This is a genomic window from Streptomyces cathayae, from assembly GCF_029760955.1.
Classification (GTDB): domain Bacteria; phylum Actinomycetota; class Actinomycetes; order Streptomycetales; family Streptomycetaceae; genus Streptomyces; species Streptomyces cathayae.
On the sequence record NZ_CP121682.1, the window covers coordinates 5,288,078 to 5,307,506 of the forward strand.

The following is a 19,429-nucleotide window of genomic DNA, read 5'->3' on the forward strand; positions in this document are numbered from 1 at the left end:
AAGCCGGAAGGGCGGGCGGAACCGGCGGTACGGACGCACGGCGCGGGGCCGGGTCAGCGGGGCAGCACCACGACGTAGGCGGCGGGATCGCGGTCGTCCGCGGCCATCAGCGCCGTACGGATCACCATCGCCTGCTGCTCCGCCGCGTCCCGCAGCTTGTGCGGGGTGACGTGCACGACGGTGACGCCGAGCCGCTCCAGGAGTTCACGCTTGCGGGCGTACTCGAACCACAGGTCCTCCTGGCAGAGGTCCTGCCGGGACGTCCGGGTGTCCAGCTCGAGCGCCACGGCCTGGTCGGGCCAGTAGGCGTCCAGGCCGCCGAGGTGGGGGCCGCCCGGCAGGCGCAGGTCGACGTTCCACACCGGGTCGGGCAGACCGTACTCCCGCACCATCCGGTACAGCCGGTCCTCCGCGACCGCGCGGCCCCCGGCCACCAGCGAGTCCACCGCGTCCACCACGTGCGGCCGGTCCAGGAGCTTCGCACCGGTCAGCTCCCGCACCACCGTGGCCGCGTCGCAGTGGCCGCCGACCACCGCCTCCGTCAGCAGCCGGAGCACCGCGGCCGCGTCGTCCACCGTGGCCACCGCGTCGGCCAGCGCCCGCGGGACCGGCGCCACCGGCACGCCCGTCACCTGCGCGGGAACCGGCAGCACCGACGTGCGGACGATGCGGACACAGCCCGTGGAGCGCAGCCGGCGCAGTCGTGGCACCAGCACGTCGAAGGCGTCCAGGGAGGGCAGCGGGGGAGCGGAGGAGAAGCCGTGCAGGGTCAGCGCGGCCAGCCCGGTGATCATCGCCTCCTCGTAGCGGGGCGCCGTCGAGTCGGCCGGGCCGGGCTGGCCGGGGACCCGCACGGACCGCTCCCGCGCCGTGTACATCAGCACCGCGTGCAGTCGCTCCTCGCTGGTCGGCGGGCCCGGGTGGAGCAGGACGACGCCGGGGAGGAGCTGCCGCCAGGCGCCGCCGGGGCGGCACCGGTCGTCGGCCTCCGCGGCGGAGACACCGTGCGAGCGGAGCTGGGCGGTGGTCAGCACGCGCCGGGTGCCGGCGGCCAGGTGGTGCAGGGAGCGGGGGAAGAGCGGGGTCTCGTGGTTCATGTCCGGCAATGTCCCCGTGTGAGGTCCGCCCCCGAACCCCTGTTACAGAGCCGTCGACAATCAGGGACAAGCTCGTCCTAAAGGACGCTTGTTCGGATGCCGAAAACCCCCTGGTCCGTTCGGGTGGGACCAGGGGGCACGGCTGATATCGACCGAATTCGGTAACGGTCACGGAGCGTGTGTCCCAGGGGTGGGATCGCGCCCGGAGCGGGTGGGCGTCGGCCTGCCGCGGCGGCGGGCCGACCCCGCCGCCGCGGTGGGGGCCGGCCGGCCACCGGGGTGAAGGTCAGCGGGCCACCGGGGCGGGTGTCAGCCGGCCGCCGCGTCGCACGCCTGCCCGCGCAGCGCCCGCGCCAGGTCGTCCCGGGCCTCCAGCACCAGCCGGCGCAGTGCCGGGGCCGCGTCCTGGTGGGCCGCGAGCCAGGCGTCCGTCGCCTCCAGCGTCCCGGGCGAGTCCCGCAGATCGGGGAACAGGCCCCGCACCACGTCCATGCCGATCTGGATCGACCGCTCGGTCCACACCCGCTCGATCACCGCGAAGTACTTCTCCGCGTACGGCGCGAGCAGCTCCCGCTGCGAGGGCTGGGCGAAGCCCGCGATCGTCGCCTCCACCAGCGCGTTGGACAGCTCGTCCGACTCCACGACCCGCTGCCACGCCCGCGCCTTCACCTCCGCCGACGGGCGGGCGGCCAGACAGCGGACCTGGTGGCGCCTGCCGGAGGCGGTGTCGTCCCGGGCCAGCTCCTCGGCCAGCGCCTTCTCGTCGGCGAGCCCGTGCGCGGCCAGCGGCTCCAGGAACGCCCAGCGCAGTTCCTGGTCGACGTCGAGCCCGTCGACCGTCACCGTGCCCGACAGCAGTTCCCGGAGCAGCTGGAGGTCGCCCGGCGCACCGGCCGACCGGGCGAAGAAGCGGGCCCAGGCCAGCTGCTGCTCGCTGCCCGGCGCGGCGGCCTCCAGCTCACGCCGGGCGCCCTCGGAGAGCAGCCGGCCGCCCGTCTCCCGCCAGGCGGGCGCCGCGTAGTGGACGAGCGCCGACTCGGCCCAGGCGTGCAGCATCTGCAGCACGCCGATGTCGGACTCGCGCCCGCCGAACCGCAGCACCAGGTCCACGAACTCCCGCGCGGGCAGCAGCGCGTCCCGCGTCATGTTCCACAGCGCCGACCAGCACAGGGCGCGGGCCAGGGGGTCGGTCAGCGCGCCCAGGTGCGCGCGGAGCGTGGCCAGCGAGGTCTCGTCGAAGCGGATCTTGCAGTACGTCAGGTCGTCGTCGTTGACCAGCACCAGCTCGGGCGCCTCGGCACCCGCCAGCTCGGCGACCACCGTACGCGCCCCGTCGACGTCCGCCTCGGCGCGCGCGTACCGCTCGAGCGCGCCGTCGCCCGTGCGCCGGTACAGGCCCACCGCGACCCGGTGCGGGCGCAGTTCGGGATGAGATTCCGCGGCTTCCTGCACCACCGCGAGCTCCTCGACCCTGCCGTCCGCACCCAGCAGCACCTGCGGGGTCAGGGAGTTGACCCCCGCCGTCTGCAGCCAGGACCGCGTCCAGGCCGCCATGTCCCGGCCGCTGGTCTCCTCGAGGACCGACAGCAGGTCACCGAGGCGGGTGTTGCCGTACGCGTGCCGCTTGAAGTAGCGGCGGGAGCCCTCCAGGAAGGCGTCCTGGCCGACGTACGCCACCAGCTGCTTCAGCACGGAGGCACCCTTGGCGTAGGTGATGCCGTCGAAGTTGAGCTTGGCGTCCTGGAGGTCGCGGATGTCGGCGGTGATCGGGTGCGTGGACGGCAGCTGGTCCGCGCGGTACGCCCAGGCCTTGCGGCGGTTGGCGAAGGTGATCCAGCCGTCGGTGAACCGGGTGGCGCCCACCAGCGAGAACGCGCCCATGAAGTCGGCGAAGGACTCCTTCAGCCACAGGTCGTCCCACCACTCCATGGTGACCAGGTCGCCGAACCACATGTGCGCCATCTCGTGCAGGATCACATTGGCCCGGGCCTCGTAGGACGCCTGCGTGACCTTGCCGCGGAAGATGAACTCCTCCCGGAACGTGACGAGTCCGGGGTTCTCCATCGCGCCCAGGTTGTACTCGGGCACGAACGCCTGGTCGTACTTCCCGAAGGGGTACGGGTAGTCGACGTGGTCGTGGAAGAAGTCCAGGCCCTGCTTGGTCACCAGGAACACGTCGTCGGCGTCGAAGTGCGGCGCGAGACCCTTGCGGCACATCGCGCCGAGCGGGATCTCCAGCCGCGTGCCGTCGGGCAGTTCACGCTCGTAGGTGTCCGTGACGTAGTGGTACGGACCGGCGACCACGCACGTGATGTACGTCGAGATCGGCTTGGTCTCCGCGAACCGCCAGACGCCGTCGGCGAGTTCACCGACGCCGTTGCTCCACACCGTCCAGCCCTCGGGAGCCCGCACCTCGAAACGGTAGGGGGCCTTGAGGTCGGGCTGCTCGAAGGTGGCGAAGACGCGCCGGGCGTCGGCCGGCTCGTACTGGGTGTAGAGGTACACCTCGCCGTCCTCGGGGTCGACGAAGCGGTGCATGCCCTCGCCGGTACGGGAGTACGCGCACCGGGCGTCGACGACCAGCTCGTTGTCGGCGGCCAGGTCCTCCAGCAGGATCCGGGAGCCGTCGAACACCTCCCCGGGGTCGAGGTCCCGCCCGTTGAGGGAGACGGCCGTCACGCTCGGCGCGATCAGGTCCGCGAAGCTGCTCGCGCCCGGTTCCGCGCAGCGGAACCGGAGGGTCGTCACCGAGCGGAAGGTGTGCGGCCCGGCCGCACCGTCCCCGCCGTCCCCGCCGGTCGCGGAGCGCAGGTCGAGGGACACCTCGTACCCGTCCACCGACAGCAGTGCGGCCCGCTCCCGGGCCTCGTCACGGGTCAGGTTCTCACCGGGCACGGGCGAACTCCTCGTACGTCGTCGTCGACAGGGCTGGACAGCACCGATCCTGCCATGCGCCCCTGACCAGGGGCAGCCGGGAATGACCGGGGGGAGTCCGGGCGTTTCCCCGGGGAAACGCCCGCCCCGTACTTCCCTCCCGAGGAGAGACATGCCCGACACGCCCCCCGCCGCCGCGTCCGCCACCCCTGTCGACTTCTGGTTCGACCCGCTGTGCCCCTGGGCCTGGATGACCTCCCGCTGGATGCTGGAGGTGGAGAAGGTGCGGGACGTCAAGGTCCGCTGGCACCTGATGAGCCTCGCGGTCCTCAACGAGGACAAGATCGACGAACTGCCCGAGGAGTACCGCGAGATGCTCGAGACCAAGGCCTGGGGACCCGTCCGGGTCGCCGCCGCGGCCGAGCAGGAGCACGGCGCCGAGGTGCTCGGCGACCTCTACACCGCGCTCGGCACCCGCTTCCACAACCAGGACGAGGGCCCGGAGAAGGAGGCCGTCGCGGCCGCCCTGAAGGAGGTCGGCCTGCCCGACTCCCTCATGGAGCACTGGGACTCCACCCCGTACGAGCCCCAGCTGCGCGCCTCCCACCAGGAGGGCATCGACAAGGTCGGCCAGGAGGTCGGCACCCCGGTCATCGCCGTGCCCGGCGCGGACGGCGAGCAGATCGCCTTCTTCGGTCCGGTCGTCACCCCCGCGCCCCGGGGCGAGGAGGCGGCCCGCCTCTGGGACGGCACCCTCGCCGTGGCCTCCGTCCCCGGTTTCTACGAGATCAAGCGCACCCGCACGCAGGGCCCGGACTTCAGCAACCTGTGACGGCGACGGGCCGCTCCGGGGCGGGTCGCTCCGGAACTCACCCCGGAACTCACCCCGGGACTCACCCCGGGACTCACCCCGGGACTCACTCCGGGACTCACTCCGGGACGGGCACGCGGACGGCCTTGGGGAAGGGCTTCATGACGAACCCCGTGCGCAGGTTGCGGCACTGCCTGCCGGTGTCCGGGTCCAGCACGTTCTCGCAGAGCCAGAACTCGTTCACGCCCGCGCGGCCCAGCCGCTCCTTGAGCCAGTTCTGCTCGGCCTTGTCGAGCTGACGGTGCTGCTGGTCGGCGTCGCACGTCCAGCAGGGCAGTTTCATGGTCCTGGGTGTCGTCATGGGTCACTTTGACCCGGAACGCCGCATACCGGAAGCCCCCGCGAGTCCTGTCCTCGCAGGGGCTTCCCTTTTTCCGCCTGCCGGGTGAACGGTGAGAAGACGATCACGGGGCAGGACGCTCACCGGGGCCTCGCGGGCCCCGGGGTGCCGGTCTCAGGGAGCCAGCAGCAGCACATCCGTGCGGGACTTCGCGGCTTCGTAGCGCCTGGCCACGTCCTGCCAGTCGACGACCTTCCACATCGCCTCGATGAAGTCCACCTTCTGGTTCTTGTACTGGAGGTAGAAGGCGTGCTCCCAGGCGTCGAAGACCAGGATCGGGGTCGCGCCCTGGCCGACGTTGCCCTGGTGGTCGTAGACCTGCTCGACGATCAGCCGCCCGCTCAGCGGCTCGTACGCCAGCACGCCCCAGCCCGACCCCTGGGTGGTCGCCGCCGCCTTGGACAACTGGGCCTTGAAGCCGGCGAAGGAGCCGAAGGACTCGGCGATCGCGTCGGCCAGCTCGCCCACGCCGTCGGCGGCCAGCGGCTCGCCACCACCGTCACCCGCCATGTTCCGCCAGTAGATCGAGTGCAGGATGTGCCCGGAGAGGTGGAAGGCCAGGTTCTTCTCCAGCCCGTTGACCGAGCCCCACGCCTCCTTGTCCCGCGCCTCGGCGAGCTGCTCCAGCGTGTCGTTGGCGCCCTTCACATAGGCCGCGTGGTGCTTGTCGTGGTGCAGTTCGATGATCTCGGGGCTGATCACCGGCGCGAGCGCGGAGTAGTCGTACGGCAGGTCGGGCAGCGTGTAGACGGGCATGGGGTCCCCTTCGAACCTCTTATTGCAAAGAGCTTGCAACTGCACGCTACCAGCAGAAGGGGCCGGGATGCGGGGTCGGCGTGCACCCGGGCACGGCGAAGGCCCTCACCCGGACACGTCGTCCGGATGAGGGCCTTCGCCGTCAAAACCGCCAAAGGGAAGGGGGTCTCAGCTCCCCGCGCGGGCCCTGGCCCGCTGCCAGGCGTAGCCCGCGGCCGCCAGGACCAGGACCATGCCGCCCGTGGAGTACAGCTGCACACGGGTGCCCGGCTCCCGGGCCATGAGGACGAAGACGCACGCCATCCCGGCCAGCGCGACCCACGTCAGCCACGGGAACGCCCACATCCGCACCACCAGCTTCTCCGGCGTTTCGCGCTCCAGGACGCGGCGCAGCCGCAGCTGCGAGACGGCGATGAAGATCCAGACGACCAGGATCACCGCGCCGATCATGTTCAGCAGCCAGGAGAAGACGTCGTCGGGCCGCCAGTAGCTCAGCAGCACGCACAGGAATCCGAAGACCGAGGAGGCCAGCACGGCGAGCCGCGGCACCCCGGCCGACACCAGGGCCAGCACCTTCGGTCCCTGTCCGCGCTCCACCAGGGAGTAGGCGATGCGCGAGGCGCCGTAGATGTTGGCGTTCATCGCGGACAGCAGCGCCACCAGCACCACGACGTTCATCAGCTGACCGGCGCCCGGGATGCCGAGCCGGTCCAGGGCGGCGACGTACGGACCGCTCTCGACCACCGCCGGCGAGTCCCATGGGACCAGGGCCACGATGACCGCCATCGAACCGATGTAGAACAGCCCGATCCGCCACATCGCGGTACGGACCGCGACGGCGACGCCCCTGACCGGGTCCTCCGACTCGGCCGCGGCGATGGTGACCGTCTCCAGGCCGCCGTACGCGAAGACGGAGGCGAGCAGCCCGATCACCAGCCCCTCGCCGCCGTTCGGAAACAGATCGGTGAGGTTCGAGGAGCCCGGGGAGTCGGTGCCCGGCAGCACGCCCGCGAGGGCCAGCACCCCGAGCACCAGGAACAGGGAGATCGCACCGACCTTCAGTGCCGCGAACCAGAACTCGAACTCGCCGAAGTTCTTCACGGCCGCCAGGTTCGTGCCGCAGAACACCACCATGAACAGCGCCACCCACGCCCACTCGGGCGTGCCCGGGAGCCAGCCTGTGACGATCTTCGCGGCGCCGATGCCCTCCAGGCCGACGGCCGTGCACAGCAGCACCCAGAACGCCCAGCCCGCCGTGAAGCCCGCCCAGGGCCCGAGGGCCCGCTCGGCGTGCGCCGAGAAGGAGCCGGACGAGGGGTGTGCGGCCGACATCTCGCCGAGCATCCGCATCACCAGCATGACCAGCAGGCCGGAGAGGGTGTAGGCGAGGACGATCGACGGCCCGGCGGCCGCGATGCCCGCGCCGGAGCCGACGAACAGCCCGGCCCCGATCACCCCGCCCAGGGCGATCATCGACAGATGCCGCTGCTTCAGGCCGTGGGAGAGGGAGGACTCCTCCTGCTGCGGCGGTGTCTCGACGGAGGTGCTGGGAACGGACACAACTCGTCCAATACGGGAGACGATGAAACCCCGTCAGTCTGGGCGGCCGCTCCCGCCCGGCGGGGAGCCTGCCCATCATGTGGACACGTGTCATACGGAGGGTGTCGATCCGGTGACCGGCGGGTGGCCGACGGGCCGCCCGGCGGTGAGCCGGACAGGGGAGCGCGAGCCGGGCCCGGGGCGCGGGCGCCGCTTTGGCGGGACCCTACAGACGCCGGTCGGGCGGCCCCTGTGGGAGAGGCCATGTCACCCCCGTGACCGGTATCACGCCGTTGCCCGGGTTGGGGGCGTTCTTTGTCCGAAGCCCACCATCCGCGTGTCGGCGCCTTTGTCGAGCGCTGACGGTGATCAGCGCGAGGGCGCTGGGATAGCGTCGCTTTCGTCCCCAGCCCCCTCACCCCGCGGAGTCCCCATGAGCACCGCTGCCGCTTCGTCCGCCCTGTCCCAGGAAGGCGGGACCCGCGTCGGTCTGGTCCTCGCCGACCTCGTCCCGGCCTCCCGCGTGCGGGACGTGGCCCTCGTGGTCGGCGGTGCCGCGCTCACCGGCGTCGCCGCCCAGCTCGCCGTCCCGGTCCCCGGATCCCCGGTGCCGGTGACCGGCCAGACCTTCGCCGCGCTGCTCGTCGGCACCACCCTCGGCGCCCGGCGCGGTCTCCTCTCCCTCGCGCTGTACGCGCTGGCGGGCGTCGCGGGTGTGCCGTGGTTCGCCGAGGGCGGGTCGGGCTACGGGGCGCCGGCGTTCGGCTACATCCTCGGCATGCTGCTGGCCGCGGCCGTCGTGGGCGCCCTGGCCCGGCGCGGCGCCGACCGCTCCGCGTGGCGGATGGCGGGCACCATGCTGCTCGGCTCGGCGGTCATCTACGCCGTCGGCGTGCCCTACCTGGCGCTGGCCACCGGCATGTCCGCCACCGCCGCGATCGCGGCCGGCCTCACCCCGTTCCTCATCGGTGACGCCCTGAAGGCGGCCCTGGCGATGGGTGTGCTGCCGACCGCCTGGCGGTTCGTCAACAAGCGGTGACTCTTCGGTGGTCCCCGGAAGGGGGCCGGCCGGGCGCACGCACAGCGCCCGGCCGGCCCCCTTCCGCGTCCGCGACGTCCATGGGACCGCGCCGCGGAACTGTCTCCGGGAGCCGTGCCTGAGGGCCGTGTCCGGGAGCCCTGTCTGGGAGCCGTGTCACACGCCCCCACGCGCCTGCCCGCGATCCGGCGTGTCACACTCGGACCATGCGCGTGTACCTCGGTTCCGACCATGCCGGATACGAACTCAAGAACCACCTCGCCGAGTGGCTCAAGGACGCGGGTCACGAGCCCGTCGACTGCGGGCCCCACATCTACGACGCCCAGGACGACTACCCGCCCTTCTGCCTCCGCGCCGCCGAGCGGACCGCCGCCGACCCCGACGCCCTCGGCATCGTGATCGGTGGCTCCGGCAACGGTGAGCAGATCGCCGCGAACAAGGTGAAGGGCGTACGAGCGGCCCTGGCGTGGAGCGAGGAGACCGCGGCGCTGGGCCGCCAGCACAACAACGCCAACGTGGTCGCGATCGGCGCGCGCATGCACACCTCGGACGAGGCGACGAAGTTCGTCGAGATCTTCCTGGGCACCCCGTTCTCGGGCGACGAGCGCCACATCCGCCGCATCGACATGCTCGCGGACTACGAGACCACCGGCGACCTCCCCCCGATCCCGTCCCACCACCCCCAGCAGTAGCCCGGCCGGGGGCGGGGGCGAGCCTGCGGTCCCGGGGTCCCGGGCGGGCGGGCCGAGAGAGTCGAGAGGGAGGGGAACCAACCCGTGCCGGAGGGCCACACCATTCACCGGCTGGCCGAGGACTACGCCGCGGCCTTCTCCGACGGCGCCCCTCTGCGGGTCTCCAGCCCCCAGGGCAAGTTCAGCGACGCCGCCGCCCTCCTGGACCGCACCGCCCTGCACACCGCCGACGCCCACGGCAAGCACCTCTTCCTCGGCTTCCGCGACCCCGACCCCGAGCACACCGACTGGGTCCACATCCACCTCGGCCTCTTCGGCAAGGTCGCCCTGGGCCCGGCCCCCGCACCCCCGCCCACGGACACCGTCCGGCTGCGCCTCACGCACCACGCGGCGTACGCCGATCTCCGCGGGCCCACCACCTGCGCCCTGATCACGGGCACCGAGAAGCGGGCGGTACACGCCCGGCTCGGCCCCGACCCGCTGCGCCCGGACGCCGACCCGGACGCCGCGTACCGCAGGATCAGCCGCAGCCGTACGACGATCGCCGCGCTCCTCATGGACCAGAAGCTCATCGCCGGCGTGGGGAACGTCTACCGCGCCGAGGTCCTCTTCCGGCACGGTATCGACCCGTACCGCGCGGGCCGGGACATCACCCCCGCCGAGTGGGACGCCCTGTGGACCGACCTGGTCGGGCTCATGCGGGAGGGCGTCCGCACCAACCGGATCGACACCGTCCGCCCGGAACACGCTCCGGAGGCGATGGGCCGCCCGCCGCGTGTCGACGACCACGGCGGTGAGGTGTATGTCTACCGCAGGGCCCATCAGCCCTGCCACATCTGCGGCGAGGAGATCCGCACCGCCGGCCTCGCCGCCCGCAACCTCTTCTGGTGTCCGGCCTGCCAGCAGCGGTGAGGCCGGCCCGGCGGGGCGGGGCGGGTGCGTGACGGGTGGGCGGCGCGGGAGGTCCGGCGCGATTTCCGCCGGACGACCACGCGACGGCGCCCGGTGAAGTTCACTGTGAAGTCGGTCCCCGGACGGGGGACAACCAGGACCTCCCGTGCCAAGTGGTCGCTCCGATGGATAGGGTCCCGAACTGATGGCAGCAGGACGAGAGAGGCGCGCAGCAGCCGACACGCTCACGGCCCGGGTGAAGAAGCAGTGGCACCGGGCCCGCGTCGGCGTGCGCCGGGCCGCCGTCGACTACTTCCGCGGGGACGGCTCCGACTGGATAGCCCTCGCCGGACTGCTGCTGACGATCCCGCTCATCTTCGCCGCGACGCTCGCCAACTCCGTCTGGTTCGCCCCGTCCGCGCTGGTGCTCCCGATCGTCGCCGGCGGGCTGCTGCTCCGCCCGGCGAGCCTGCTCGGCCTGTACGCGGCGGCGGCGACGGCACTGATCGTGGAGGCCGTCCAGCTCGGCCCGTACACCGAGGGCGCGTCCCGGGTGACCCCGGGCGTCGTCCTCGTGGTGGCCGCCTGCGGCTTCTTCGGGCTGGTCGTCGCCCAGTTCCGCAGCCGGGTGGGCGTGCCCTGGCGGCGCGGCGGCACCATGCTCTTCGACCTGCGTGAACGCATCAGGGTGCAGAGCCAGTTGCCGGCCCTGCCGAGCGGCTGGCACCGGGAGATGGCCCTGCGTCCCGCCGGCGGCCAGTCCTTCTCCGGCGACTTCGTGGTCGCGGCCCGTACCAACGGCGGGCGCACGCTGGAGGTCGTCCTGACCGACGTGTCGGGCAAGGGCATGGACGCGGGCTCGCGGGCCCTGCTGCTGTCCGGTGCCTTCGGCGGCCTGCTCGGCAGCCTCCCGCCGCACGCCTTCCTGCCGGCCGCCAACGGCTACCTGCTCCGCCAGGAGTGGCAGGAGGGCTTCGCCACCTCCATCCACCTCGTCCTCGACCTGGACTCCGGCGACTACGAGTTGTACTCCGCGGGGCATCCGCCGGGCCTCCAACTCAGCGCGGGCAGCGGCCGCTGGGAGGAGAAGGCGGGCGACGGCCCGCTGCTGGGCGTGTACGACGGCGCCCAGTTCGACCCGGTGAAAGGCTCGTTGCGCCCCGGGGACGTGCTGATGCTGTTCACCGACGGACTGGTGGAGACCTCGGACCGGGACATCGTCGAAGGCATCGACCGCCTCACCGGCGAGGCCGACCGCTATGTCGCCGGAGGCTTCCACGGGGCGGCCTGGCACCTCATCGAGGCGGTCGCCAAGGACGTCAACGACGACCGTGCGCTGCTGCTGATCTGCCGCGAGGGCAGCACGGCCGCCCTGCCCCGCTGACCCCGGCTCTCCGCGCCCGGACCGGCGGACCCCACCACTCTCCTGCCCCACCCGGACCGTGCGGCGCGAGGAGGGCGGGGACACTGGAGGGGTGACCGAGAGACCGCGCAACCTGCTGACCCCCGCCCAGATCGAGGCCACCGCCCGCGCCGTGCACGAGGGCCAGACCGACAAGGCGGGCATGCCGTACGCCGAGCACCTCCGGGCCGTCGCCGAGGGCGTCCGGGCCCGCGGCGGCGACGAGGAGCAGATCGCGGCGGCCTGGCTGCACGACGCCGTCGAGGACGGCAAGCTCTCGGAGCAGTGGCTCAGGGAGGCGGCACTGAGCCGGCGGACCCGGGACATCGTCCTCGCGGTCACCAAACGGTCCGGGGAGCCGCCCGAAGTCTACGCGGCCCGTGTCCTCGCGACCCCCGGTGCCCTGCTGGTGAAGGAGGCGGACCTGGCGCACAACGCCGATCCGGCGCGGCTGGCGGTGCTGGACGAGGCGACCCGCGGCCGACTGGCCGAGAAGTACGCGCGGATGCGCACACTTCTCGGCCTCGTGGCGGGCACCCGGCCCGACCACCCCGCACCCGCCGACTAGGCGGAGACGGTCTCCTGCGTCTCCCGCTTCTCCCGGCCGTCCCGCTTCTCGCGGTCGTCCCGTTCCCCGAGGGGTTCGCGCTCGCGGTCGCGGGCCGACTGCGCGGCGTCCCGCCTGAAGGCCCATTCCATCTTCGGCTCCATCGCGAACCGGAAGACCCGCTGCACCGGCCTGGAGCACAGGAACGTCACCAGGGCGGCCGCGGAGACGGTCACAGCGGCCAGGCCGATCGGCTCGTGCAGCGCGGAGTGCTCGAACCAGCCCCGGTAGTCACCGGCCTTCACCACGAAGCCGTGCAGCAGATAGCCGTAGAGCGTGCCCGCGCCGAGCGCGGTGAACCACATGTGGCGGCCGGGCACCCAGGAGAAGAAGCAGGCGGTCAGCAGCAGAGAGCAGCCGAACAACGCCAGCATCATGATCGGGCCGGCCCACCACGGGGCACCCAACTCCTGCGCGGAGGCACGGTGGTAGAACCAGCCGGTGGGCATCCGCGGCACCGCCCACCAGCCGACGGCCAGCGCCGCCGCGAAGACCGGCACCGCCGCGATCCGTACCGACCGGCGGCGTACCAGCTGGAAGTGCTCGGCCTTCATGCACAGGCCGAGCACGAAGTACGGCAGGAACTGCAGGACCCGCTGCAGATCGAGGTCGTCGCCGATCTGGGGGGAGACGCTCGCCAGCATGGCGATGCCGAGCGCGAGCGGCAGCGGGTGGCGTACCGCCTTCCAGATCGGTGTGGTCAGCCGCCAGATGAACAGCGCGCACAGGAACCAGGTGAGGTACCAGGGATCGAGGAGGCTGATCTCGTACTGCGGGTCGTTGTCGATGACGCGCTTGAAGAGCGGATACGCGGTCTCGAAGATGATGTACGGCACGGCGACGCCGGTGATCAGCCGCCGCAGCCGGTCCGGGCGCATGTCGAAACTGCGCGAGAAGTAGCCGGAGATGACGATGAAGGCCGGCATGTGAAACGTGTACACGACGAGGTAGGCGGCTTCCAGGGACCGGTTCTCACCCTTGAAGGGCTCCCAGAAGTGGCCCACCGCCACCAGCACGATCGCCAGGTACTTGGCGTTGTCGAAGAACGCGTCCCGCTTCTTGCCGGAGGTGGCCTGCGTCTTCTGCGTGTTCTGTATGTTCTCCGAGCGCGGGCGCGGGCGCGGGTCCGGCGCTTCGGAGTCCGGCGGTTCGGCCGGGGGAAGCGGCGCCCTGCGGTTGCCGTTCGGTTGCAGCGAGTCCGTCACCGGGCCACCCGCCAGGAGCTCGGGGAGGGGAGCGGTGTGCTCGCTGCGCTTGCGGGGGACGAGGCAGCGTGGAACATCTGAGGCACCCTAGCGTTCGGCGTGGGTATTCGTAAAACTCCCACGTCATTCCTGGTTGTCGAATCCGGATACCCCCGATCCGTGAATGCAGACAGCTTTGCGGGAGTGACGGCCGACACGTCGTGCGGGCAGGGGCTCCCCGTGTGCCGCGGGTCCCTTTTGCCGTCATCATTCCGGGCGAAGTGGCGCATATCTTCGTCGAACGGGTCCGACAGTGTGTCCACTTCGGCCCGTTTCGCGGGCTGCCGGGGGGCTCGTCGGGATACGCGTGGAGGTAATTCGAAATAGCTGCGAACGTGTTGTGTGAAGACGGCAACGACACGGTTGAATTCCCCGGGCGGAGGTCACGCCGAATTGTTGTGTGAGGCCGCGCCGTTGGCTCCGCGCGTGCCCCGCGCGCCGGTGGCGGGTGCCGCACGCGACGGGCGCGCGCGCGAGGAGTGGCCGAAGGGGGATGAACGATGCGTCACTCGCCGCATAGGACGGCCCTGTTGGTGGCACGATGGTTCTGGCGGGGTGCGCGGGGATGCGTCGCCCGGGCCGGCGAAGCGGACCGACCGAGGGTGTGATCAGTTGTGGCCATTTCACTGTCTGTCGTGGTGCTGTTGGCGATCGTCCTTGTGGTGTTGATCAGAGGGGGGTCCATCAAGGCCGGGCCCGCGATCGTCGCGATCCTCTTCGGCTTCTTCCTCGCCTCGACCGGCATGGCCCCGTCGATCAACCGCTTCATGGACTCGATAGCGGACATGATCAACTCGATCAGCTTCTGACCCCGCGGAGGCGCGGGACGGTCCGGGACGCGACCAGGGCCGGGCCGGAGGGGTGATTCCTCCGGCCCGGCCCTGAGCCGTGCGGAGCGGGCGACGGGAATCGAACCCGCGTAGCTAGTTTGGAAGACTAGGGCTCTACCATTGAGCTACGCCCGCAGGGGCGCACCGCAGGTCGGGAGGACCGCGGTACTGACAGGCATCGTAGCGGGTGGTGCGCCCTCGGCGCACACCCCGGGCCCGCTCGGGCCCGTCGCCGCACCGCGCCCGCGATATGCGGAGGCCACAGCGCGCGGCGGCATGTACCCTACGTGTCGCACCAGACGGGGTGTGGCGCAGCTTGGTAGCGCGTCCGCTTTGGGAGCGGAAGGCCGTGGGTTCAAATCCCGCCACCCCGACCAGTCACCCGATCACCGCCAGTGATCGGTTTTGGGGCGCTGTAGCCGCTGCCGTTACTATGCAAGCTGCACGCCCGTGTGTCTCAGGTCTGAAGTCTCCGGGCGGCGAATCCGCCGGACCGCTCTGGTCCCGGCAGAATCCGAGAAGTCAGCCACAAGGAGACCGAACCGTGAAGAGCGCCGTGGAGACCCTGAACCCGACCCGGGTTCGGCTCACTGTCGAGGTGCCCTTCGAGGAGCTCAAGGACAGCCTCGACGCGGCGTACAAGAAGATCAACCAGCAGATCACGGTGAAGGGCTTCCGCAAGGGCAAGGTCCCGGCCCGGGTCATCGACCAGCGCTTCGGCCGCGGTGCGGTGCTGGAGGAGGCCGTCAACGACGCCCTCCCGAAGTTCTACACCGAAGCGGTCAACGAGGCCGAGCTGAACCCGCTGGGCCAGCCCGAGGTCGACATCACGGAGCTGAAGGACGGCGAGACGCTGAACTTCACCGCCGAGGTCGACATCCGCCCGACCATCGAGATCCCGGACTACTCCGGCATCGAGGTCGAGGTCGACGCCGTCGAGGTCACCGACGAGGACGTCGACAAGGCCGTCGAGGAGCTGCGCGAGCGTTTCGCCTCCACCTCCCCGGTCGAGCGTGCCGCCGAGGACGGCGACGTCGTCACCATCGACCTGGAGGCCAAGGTCGACGGCGAGGTGCTGGAGGACGGCATCGCCAACGGCGTCTCCTACACCATCGGCTCCGGTGAGCTGCTGGACGGCGTCGACGCCGCCGTGACGGGCCTGTCGGCCGACCAGGAGGCCACCTTCGCCTCCGAGCTCAAGGGCGGCTCCGCGGCGGGCAAGGAGGCCGAGGTCACCGTCAAGGTCACCCAGGTCGCCAAGCGTGAACTGCCCGAGCTGGACGACGAGTTCGCGCAGCTCGCCTCCGAGTTCGACACCCTCGAGGAGCTGCGTGCGGACAGCCGCAAGCGCCTGGAGAACATGAAGCAGTACGACCAGGCCACGCAGGCCCAGGAGCGCGTCCTGGACAAGCTGCTCGAGCTGGTCGAGGTGCCCGTCCCCGAGAAGCTGCTCGAGGACGAGATCAACACCCGTAAGCACAACCTCGAGCACCACCAGCTCGCCCAGATGGGCCTCGACCTCGAGAAGTACCTGGAGATCCAGGGCAAGACGGCCGAGGAGTTCGACACCGAGACCCGCGAGGCCGCGGTCAAGGGCATCAAGACCCAGTTCGTGCTCGACCAGCTGGTCAACCAGGAGAAGCTGAACGTCAACCAGGAGGAGCTCACCGAGCACCTCATGCGTCGTGCGGCCTCCTCCGGCATGTCCCCCGACCAGTTCGCCCAGGCCGTCGTCGAGCAGGGCCAGGTTCCGCTCCTGGTCGGCGAGGTCGCCCGCGGCAAGGCCCTGGCCGCCGTGGTCGAGAAGGCCACGGTCAAGGACACCAACGGCGAGATCATCGACCTCGAGGACGAGGAGGACGAGGAGGACGAGACGGAGGCCGCCGAGGCCGCCGCCGAGTCCACCGACGCCACCGAGGACAAGGCTGAGGGCGAGGCCGACGCCAAGGCCGACAAGGCCGCCGAGGTCGAGGAGAAGACCGAGGGCTGACCCTCGCGTCGCCTCTGACGGACGTACGACGGGCCCCGGACCATCATGGCCGGGGCCCGTCTGCCGTACGGCCGCACCGGCCCCGCCGGCCGGGCCGCCCACGGCGCGCGGGACCCCGCCCCGCCCCGCGGGGCCACCTGCGCTCACAGCGAACACCCCCCGCTGCGGGATTCCCCGAAGGGGCCCGCGCGTTAGGGTCCATGAATACGAGGGCAGGGGAGTCCGCGAGTACGGCCGGACGGCCCCACACCCCGGCAGAACACGTGAGACGGCCCGGCGCCGTCGTAAGACGAGCAGGTGGATACGTGACGAATCTGATGCCTTCAGCCGCCGGCGAGCCTTCCATCGGTGGTGGCCTCGGCGACCAGGTCTACAACCGGCTGCTCAACGAGCGGATCATCTTCCTCGGCCAGCCGGTGGACGACGACATCGCCAACAAGATCACCGCACAGCTGCTGCTCCTTGCCGCCGATCCGGACAAGGACATCTACCTCTACATCAACAGCCCCGGCGGCTCGATCACCGCCGGCATGGCGATCTACGACACCATGCAGTTCATCAAGAACGACGTGGTGACCATCGCCATGGGCCTCGCGGCCTCGATGGGCCAGTTCCTGCTCAGCGCGGGCACGCCCGGCAAGCGCTTCGCGCTGCCGAACGCGGAGATCCTGATCCACCAGCCCTCCGCCGGCCTGGCCGGCTCGGCCTCGGACATCAAGATCCACGCCGAGCGGCTGCTGCACACCAAGAAGCGCATGGCCGAGCTCACCTCCCAGCACACGGGACAGTCGGTCGAGCAGATCACCCGCGACTCGGACCGTGACCGTTGGTTCGACGCCTTCGAGGCCAAGAACTACGGCCTCATCGACGACGTCATCCCCACGGCCGCGGGCATGCCGGGCGGCGGCGGCACCGGGGCGGCCTGAGCGGCCCACGGGAGCCCCAGCGGCCCCGTAGGACCCCCGTCGGACCCGCCCGGACTTGCTCCGGGCCCGACGGCAGCCCCAGCAGCCCCGGCCGACCGCCTCAGCCCCTTTCCAGGAGACACCGTGAACGACTTCCCCGGCAGCGGCCTGTACGACCGCACCCGTGCCGAGTACACCGGCCCCGCGGCCGAGTCCCGCTACGTCATCCCGCGCTTCGTCGAGCGCACCTCCCAGGGCATCCGCGAGTACGACCCGTACGCGAAGCTCTTCGAGGAGCGGGTGATCTTCCTCGGCGTGCAGATCGACGACGCCTCCGCCAACGACGTCATGGCGCAGCTGCTGTGCCTGGAGTCGATGGACCCCGACCGGGACATCTCGGTCTACATCAACAGCCCCGGCGGCTCCTTCACCGCGCTCACGGCGATCTACGACACCATGCAGTACGTGAAGCCGGACATCCAGACGGTCTGCATGGGTCAGGCGGCCTCCGCCGCCGCCGTGCTGCTCGCCGCCGGCACCCCCGGCAAGCGCATGGCCCTGCCGAACGCGCGCGTGCTGATCCACCAGCCGTACAGCGAGACCGGCCGCGGCCAGGTCTCCGACCTGGAGATCGCCGCCAACGAGATCCTCCGGATGCGTGCGCAGCTGGAGGAGATGCTGGCCAAGCACTCCACCACGCCGGTCGAGAAGATCCGCGAGGACATCGAGCGGGACAAGATCCTCACGGCCGAGGACGCGCTGAGCTACGGTCTGATCGACCAGATCATCACCACCCGGAAGATGGACAACACCAGCCTGCGCTGACGCGAGGGACCCGGGAGGCTGTATTGTCTGCCGCTCCTTGGCACGGTCGCGGACGGTCCACGTCGAAGCGAACCGTGCCAAGGGGGGCCCGGACGGGGGGCCCGGCAAGGTACCGTCGGACATAAGGCAGCACCAGGAGTCGCTGGACGTTGACGTCCAGGTGGCTCCCAGGCGAAGGGGAAGCACACCGTGGCACGCATCGGTGACGGCGGCGATCTGCTCAAGTGCTCGTTCTGCGGCAAGAGCCAGAAGCAGGTCAAGAAGCTCATCGCAGGGCCCGGTGTGTACATCTGCGACGAGTGCATCGACCTCTGCAACGAGATCATCGAGGAAGAGCTCGCCGAGAGCAGTGAGGTCCGCTGGGAGGAACTGCCCAAGCCCCGCGAGATCTACGAGTTCCTCGAGGGGTACGTGGTCGGCCAGGAGTCGGCCAAGAAAGCTCTCTCCGTCGCGGTGTACAACCACTACAAGCGGGTCCAGGCGGGGGAGAACGGCGGCGCCCAAGGCCGCGAGGACGCCATCGAGTTGGCGAAGTCCAACATCCTGCTGCTGGGCCCCACCGGCTCCGGCAAGACCCTCCTCGCCCAGACCCTCGCCCGCATGCTGAACGTCCCGTTCGCGATCGCGGACGCCACCGCCCTCACCGAGGCCGGGTACGTCGGCGAGGACGTCGAGAACATCCTGCTCAAGCTGATCCAGGCCGCCGACTACGACGTCAAGAAGGCCGAGACCGGCATCATCTACATCGACGAGATCGACAAGGTCGCCCGCAAGAGCGAGAACCCGTCGATCACGCGCGACGTGAGCGGCGAGGGCGTCCAGCAGGCCCTGCTGAAGATCCTCGAGGGCACCACGGCGTCCGTCCCGCCGCAGGGCGGCCGCAAGCACCCGCACCAGGAGTTCATCCAGATCGACACGACGAACGTCCTGTTCATCGTGGGCGGCGCCTTCGCCGGCCTGGAGAAGATCATCGAGGGCCGCGCGGGAGCCAAGGGCATCGGCTTCGGCGCCACCATCCGCTCCAAGCGGGAACTGGAGTCCACGGACCGGTTCGAGCAGGTCATGCCGGAGGACCTGGTCAAGTTCGGCATGATCCCCGAGTTCATCGGCCGGCTCCCGGTCATCACCTCGGTCCACAACCTCGACCGCGAGGCCCTGCTGCAGATCCTGATCGAGCCGCGCAACGCGCTCGTCAAGCAGTACCAGCGCCTCTTCGAACTCGACGGCGTCGAGCTGGACTTCGAGCGCGAGGCACTGGAAGCCATCGCCGACCAGGCCATCCTCCGCCAGACCGGCGCCCGCGGTCTGCGCGCCATCATGGAGGAAGTCCTCCAGGGCGTCATGTACGAGGTCCCGTCCCGCAAGGACGTCGCCCGGGTGGTCATCACCGCGGACGTGGTCCTCTCCAACGTCAACCCGACGCTGATCCCGCGCGACGCCCGCGGCCGCGGACCGGGCGAGCAGAAGACGGCGTAGCGGCAACAGCCGTCCCCGGCACAGGTGAAGGGCCCCGGTCGAGCGACCGGG

17 protein-coding genes and 2 tRNA genes are annotated in these 19,429 nt (G+C 70.9%); 12 read left to right on the forward strand and 7 right to left on the reverse strand.

Annotated features, from left to right (window positions below):
- Positions 1 to 53: 53 nt before the first annotated feature.
- On the reverse strand, positions 54 to 1,097 hold the full coding sequence (locus tag PYS65_RS24105) for a hypothetical protein (protein ID WP_279336027.1): 1,044 nt from the start codon (positions 1,095 to 1,097) through the stop codon (positions 54 to 56).
- A 309-nt stretch (positions 1,098 to 1,406) separates the two neighbouring features.
- On the reverse strand, positions 1,407 to 3,992 hold the full coding sequence (pepN, locus tag PYS65_RS24110) for an aminopeptidase N (protein WP_279336028.1): 2,586 nt from the start codon (positions 3,990 to 3,992) through the stop codon (positions 1,407 to 1,409).
- Positions 3,993 to 4,143: 151 nt separating this feature from the next.
- Between pepN and PYS65_RS24115 the strand changes: the two genes are divergently transcribed.
- Positions 4,144 to 4,803, forward strand: a complete 660-nt coding sequence (locus PYS65_RS24115; RefSeq protein WP_279336029.1) for a mycothiol-dependent nitroreductase Rv2466c family protein — start codon at positions 4,144 to 4,146, stop codon at positions 4,801 to 4,803.
- A gap of 97 nt (positions 4,804 to 4,900) precedes the next feature.
- On the opposite strand, the gene PYS65_RS24120 is transcribed toward PYS65_RS24115, so the two are convergent.
- The 3 genes from PYS65_RS24120 to PYS65_RS24130 all read right to left on the reverse strand — a co-directional run bounded on the left by PYS65_RS24120 (position 4,901) and on the right by PYS65_RS24130 (position 7,498).
- Positions 4,901 to 5,143, reverse strand: coding sequence for a hypothetical protein (locus tag PYS65_RS24120; protein ID WP_279336030.1), 243 nt, complete (start codon positions 5,141 to 5,143; stop codon positions 4,901 to 4,903).
- 153 nt (positions 5,144 to 5,296) lie between these two features.
- Positions 5,297 to 5,938 carry a superoxide dismutase gene (locus PYS65_RS24125; RefSeq protein WP_279336031.1) on the reverse strand — a complete coding sequence of 214 codons (642 nt, stop codon included), beginning with the start codon at positions 5,936 to 5,938 and terminating at the stop codon, positions 5,297 to 5,299.
- 168 nt (positions 5,939 to 6,106) lie between these two features.
- Positions 6,107 to 7,498, reverse strand: a complete 1,392-nt coding sequence (locus tag PYS65_RS24130) for an amino acid permease (RefSeq protein ID WP_279336032.1) — start codon at positions 7,496 to 7,498, stop codon at positions 6,107 to 6,109.
- 412 nt (positions 7,499 to 7,910) lie between these two features.
- On the opposite strand from PYS65_RS24130, the gene PYS65_RS24135 reads away from it, so the two are divergent.
- The 5 genes from PYS65_RS24135 (at position 7,911) to PYS65_RS24155 (ending at position 12,069) form a co-directional block, all read left to right on the forward strand.
- On the forward strand, positions 7,911 to 8,516 hold the full coding sequence (locus PYS65_RS24135) for a biotin transporter BioY (RefSeq protein WP_279336033.1): 606 nt from the start codon (positions 7,911 to 7,913) through the stop codon (positions 8,514 to 8,516).
- Between the two features lie 206 nt (positions 8,517 to 8,722).
- Positions 8,723 to 9,208 carry a ribose-5-phosphate isomerase gene (locus tag PYS65_RS24140; RefSeq protein WP_279336034.1) on the forward strand — a complete coding sequence of 162 codons (486 nt, stop codon included), beginning with the start codon at positions 8,723 to 8,725 and terminating at the stop codon, positions 9,206 to 9,208.
- A gap of 84 nt (positions 9,209 to 9,292) precedes the next feature.
- The gene (locus PYS65_RS24145; RefSeq protein ID WP_279336035.1) at positions 9,293 to 10,120 is read left to right on the forward strand and encodes an Fpg/Nei family DNA glycosylase; all 828 of its coding nucleotides are present in this window, start codon (positions 9,293 to 9,295) and stop codon (positions 10,118 to 10,120) included.
- Between the two features lie 184 nt (positions 10,121 to 10,304).
- Complete coding sequence (locus PYS65_RS24150) at positions 10,305 to 11,483, forward strand: PP2C family protein-serine/threonine phosphatase (RefSeq protein WP_279336036.1); 1,179 nt, start codon at positions 10,305 to 10,307, stop codon at positions 11,481 to 11,483.
- Positions 11,484 to 11,574: 91 nt separating this feature from the next.
- The gene (locus PYS65_RS24155; protein ID WP_279336037.1) at positions 11,575 to 12,069 is read left to right on the forward strand and encodes an HD domain-containing protein; all 495 of its coding nucleotides are present in this window, start codon (positions 11,575 to 11,577) and stop codon (positions 12,067 to 12,069) included.
- Here PYS65_RS24155 and PYS65_RS24160 read toward each other — a convergent pair.
- Complete coding sequence (locus tag PYS65_RS24160) at positions 12,066 to 13,313, reverse strand: acyltransferase family protein (RefSeq protein ID WP_279336038.1); 1,248 nt, start codon at positions 13,311 to 13,313, stop codon at positions 12,066 to 12,068. The two genes, PYS65_RS24155 and PYS65_RS24160, sit on opposite strands and share 4 nt — an antisense overlap.
- A gap of 653 nt (positions 13,314 to 13,966) precedes the next feature.
- Here PYS65_RS24160 and PYS65_RS24165 point away from each other — a divergent pair.
- Positions 13,967 to 14,161, forward strand: a complete 195-nt coding sequence (locus tag PYS65_RS24165; protein WP_279336039.1) for a hypothetical protein — start codon at positions 13,967 to 13,969, stop codon at positions 14,159 to 14,161.
- Positions 14,162 to 14,246: 85 nt separating this feature from the next.
- On the opposite strand, the gene PYS65_RS24170 is transcribed toward PYS65_RS24165, so the two are convergent.
- Positions 14,247 to 14,317, reverse strand: a tRNA-Gly gene (locus PYS65_RS24170).
- A gap of 165 nt (positions 14,318 to 14,482) precedes the next feature.
- Between PYS65_RS24170 and PYS65_RS24175 the strand changes: the two genes are divergently transcribed.
- From PYS65_RS24175 to clpX, 5 genes are all read left to right on the forward strand, one after another.
- Positions 14,483 to 14,559 (forward strand) — tRNA-Pro (locus tag PYS65_RS24175).
- Positions 14,560 to 14,726: 167 nt separating this feature from the next.
- On the forward strand, positions 14,727 to 16,172 hold the full coding sequence (gene tig / locus PYS65_RS24180) for a trigger factor (RefSeq protein WP_279336040.1): 1,446 nt from the start codon (positions 14,727 to 14,729) through the stop codon (positions 16,170 to 16,172).
- Positions 16,173 to 16,489: 317 nt separating this feature from the next.
- A complete protein-coding gene (locus PYS65_RS24185) occupies positions 16,490 to 17,098 on the forward strand; it encodes an ATP-dependent Clp protease proteolytic subunit (protein WP_181383553.1) in 609 nt (202 codons plus the stop codon).
- A gap of 123 nt (positions 17,099 to 17,221) precedes the next feature.
- Positions 17,222 to 17,902: an ATP-dependent Clp protease proteolytic subunit gene (locus PYS65_RS24190; RefSeq protein ID WP_279336041.1), complete on the forward strand. Its 681-nt coding sequence runs from the start codon at positions 17,222 to 17,224 to the stop codon at positions 17,900 to 17,902.
- A gap of 189 nt (positions 17,903 to 18,091) precedes the next feature.
- Complete coding sequence (gene clpX / locus PYS65_RS24195; RefSeq protein WP_279336042.1) at positions 18,092 to 19,378, forward strand: ATP-dependent Clp protease ATP-binding subunit ClpX; 1,287 nt, start codon at positions 18,092 to 18,094, stop codon at positions 19,376 to 19,378.
- Positions 19,379 to 19,429 lie beyond the last annotated feature (51 nt).

Coding starts and splice junctions, on each gene's coding strand:
- PYS65_RS24105 (WP_279336027.1), bottom strand. CDS start 1,097: ATGAACCACGAGACCCCGCTCTTCCCCCGCTCCCTGCACCACCTGGCC.
- PYS65_RS24115 (WP_279336029.1), top strand. CDS start 4,144: ATGCCCGACACGCCCCCCGCCGCCGCGTCCGCCACCCCTGTCGACTTC.
- PYS65_RS24120 (WP_279336030.1), bottom strand. CDS start 5,143: ATGACGACACCCAGGACCATGAAACTGCCCTGCTGGACGTGCGACGCC.
- PYS65_RS24125 (WP_279336031.1), bottom strand. CDS start 5,938: ATGCCCGTCTACACGCTGCCCGACCTGCCGTACGACTACTCCGCGCTC.
- PYS65_RS24135 (WP_279336033.1), top strand. CDS start 7,911: ATGAGCACCGCTGCCGCTTCGTCCGCCCTGTCCCAGGAAGGCGGGACC.
- PYS65_RS24140 (WP_279336034.1), top strand. CDS start 8,723: ATGCGCGTGTACCTCGGTTCCGACCATGCCGGATACGAACTCAAGAAC.
- PYS65_RS24150 (WP_279336036.1), top strand. CDS start 10,305: ATGGCAGCAGGACGAGAGAGGCGCGCAGCAGCCGACACGCTCACGGCC.
- PYS65_RS24185 (WP_181383553.1), top strand. CDS start 16,490: ATGCCTTCAGCCGCCGGCGAGCCTTCCATCGGTGGTGGCCTCGGCGAC.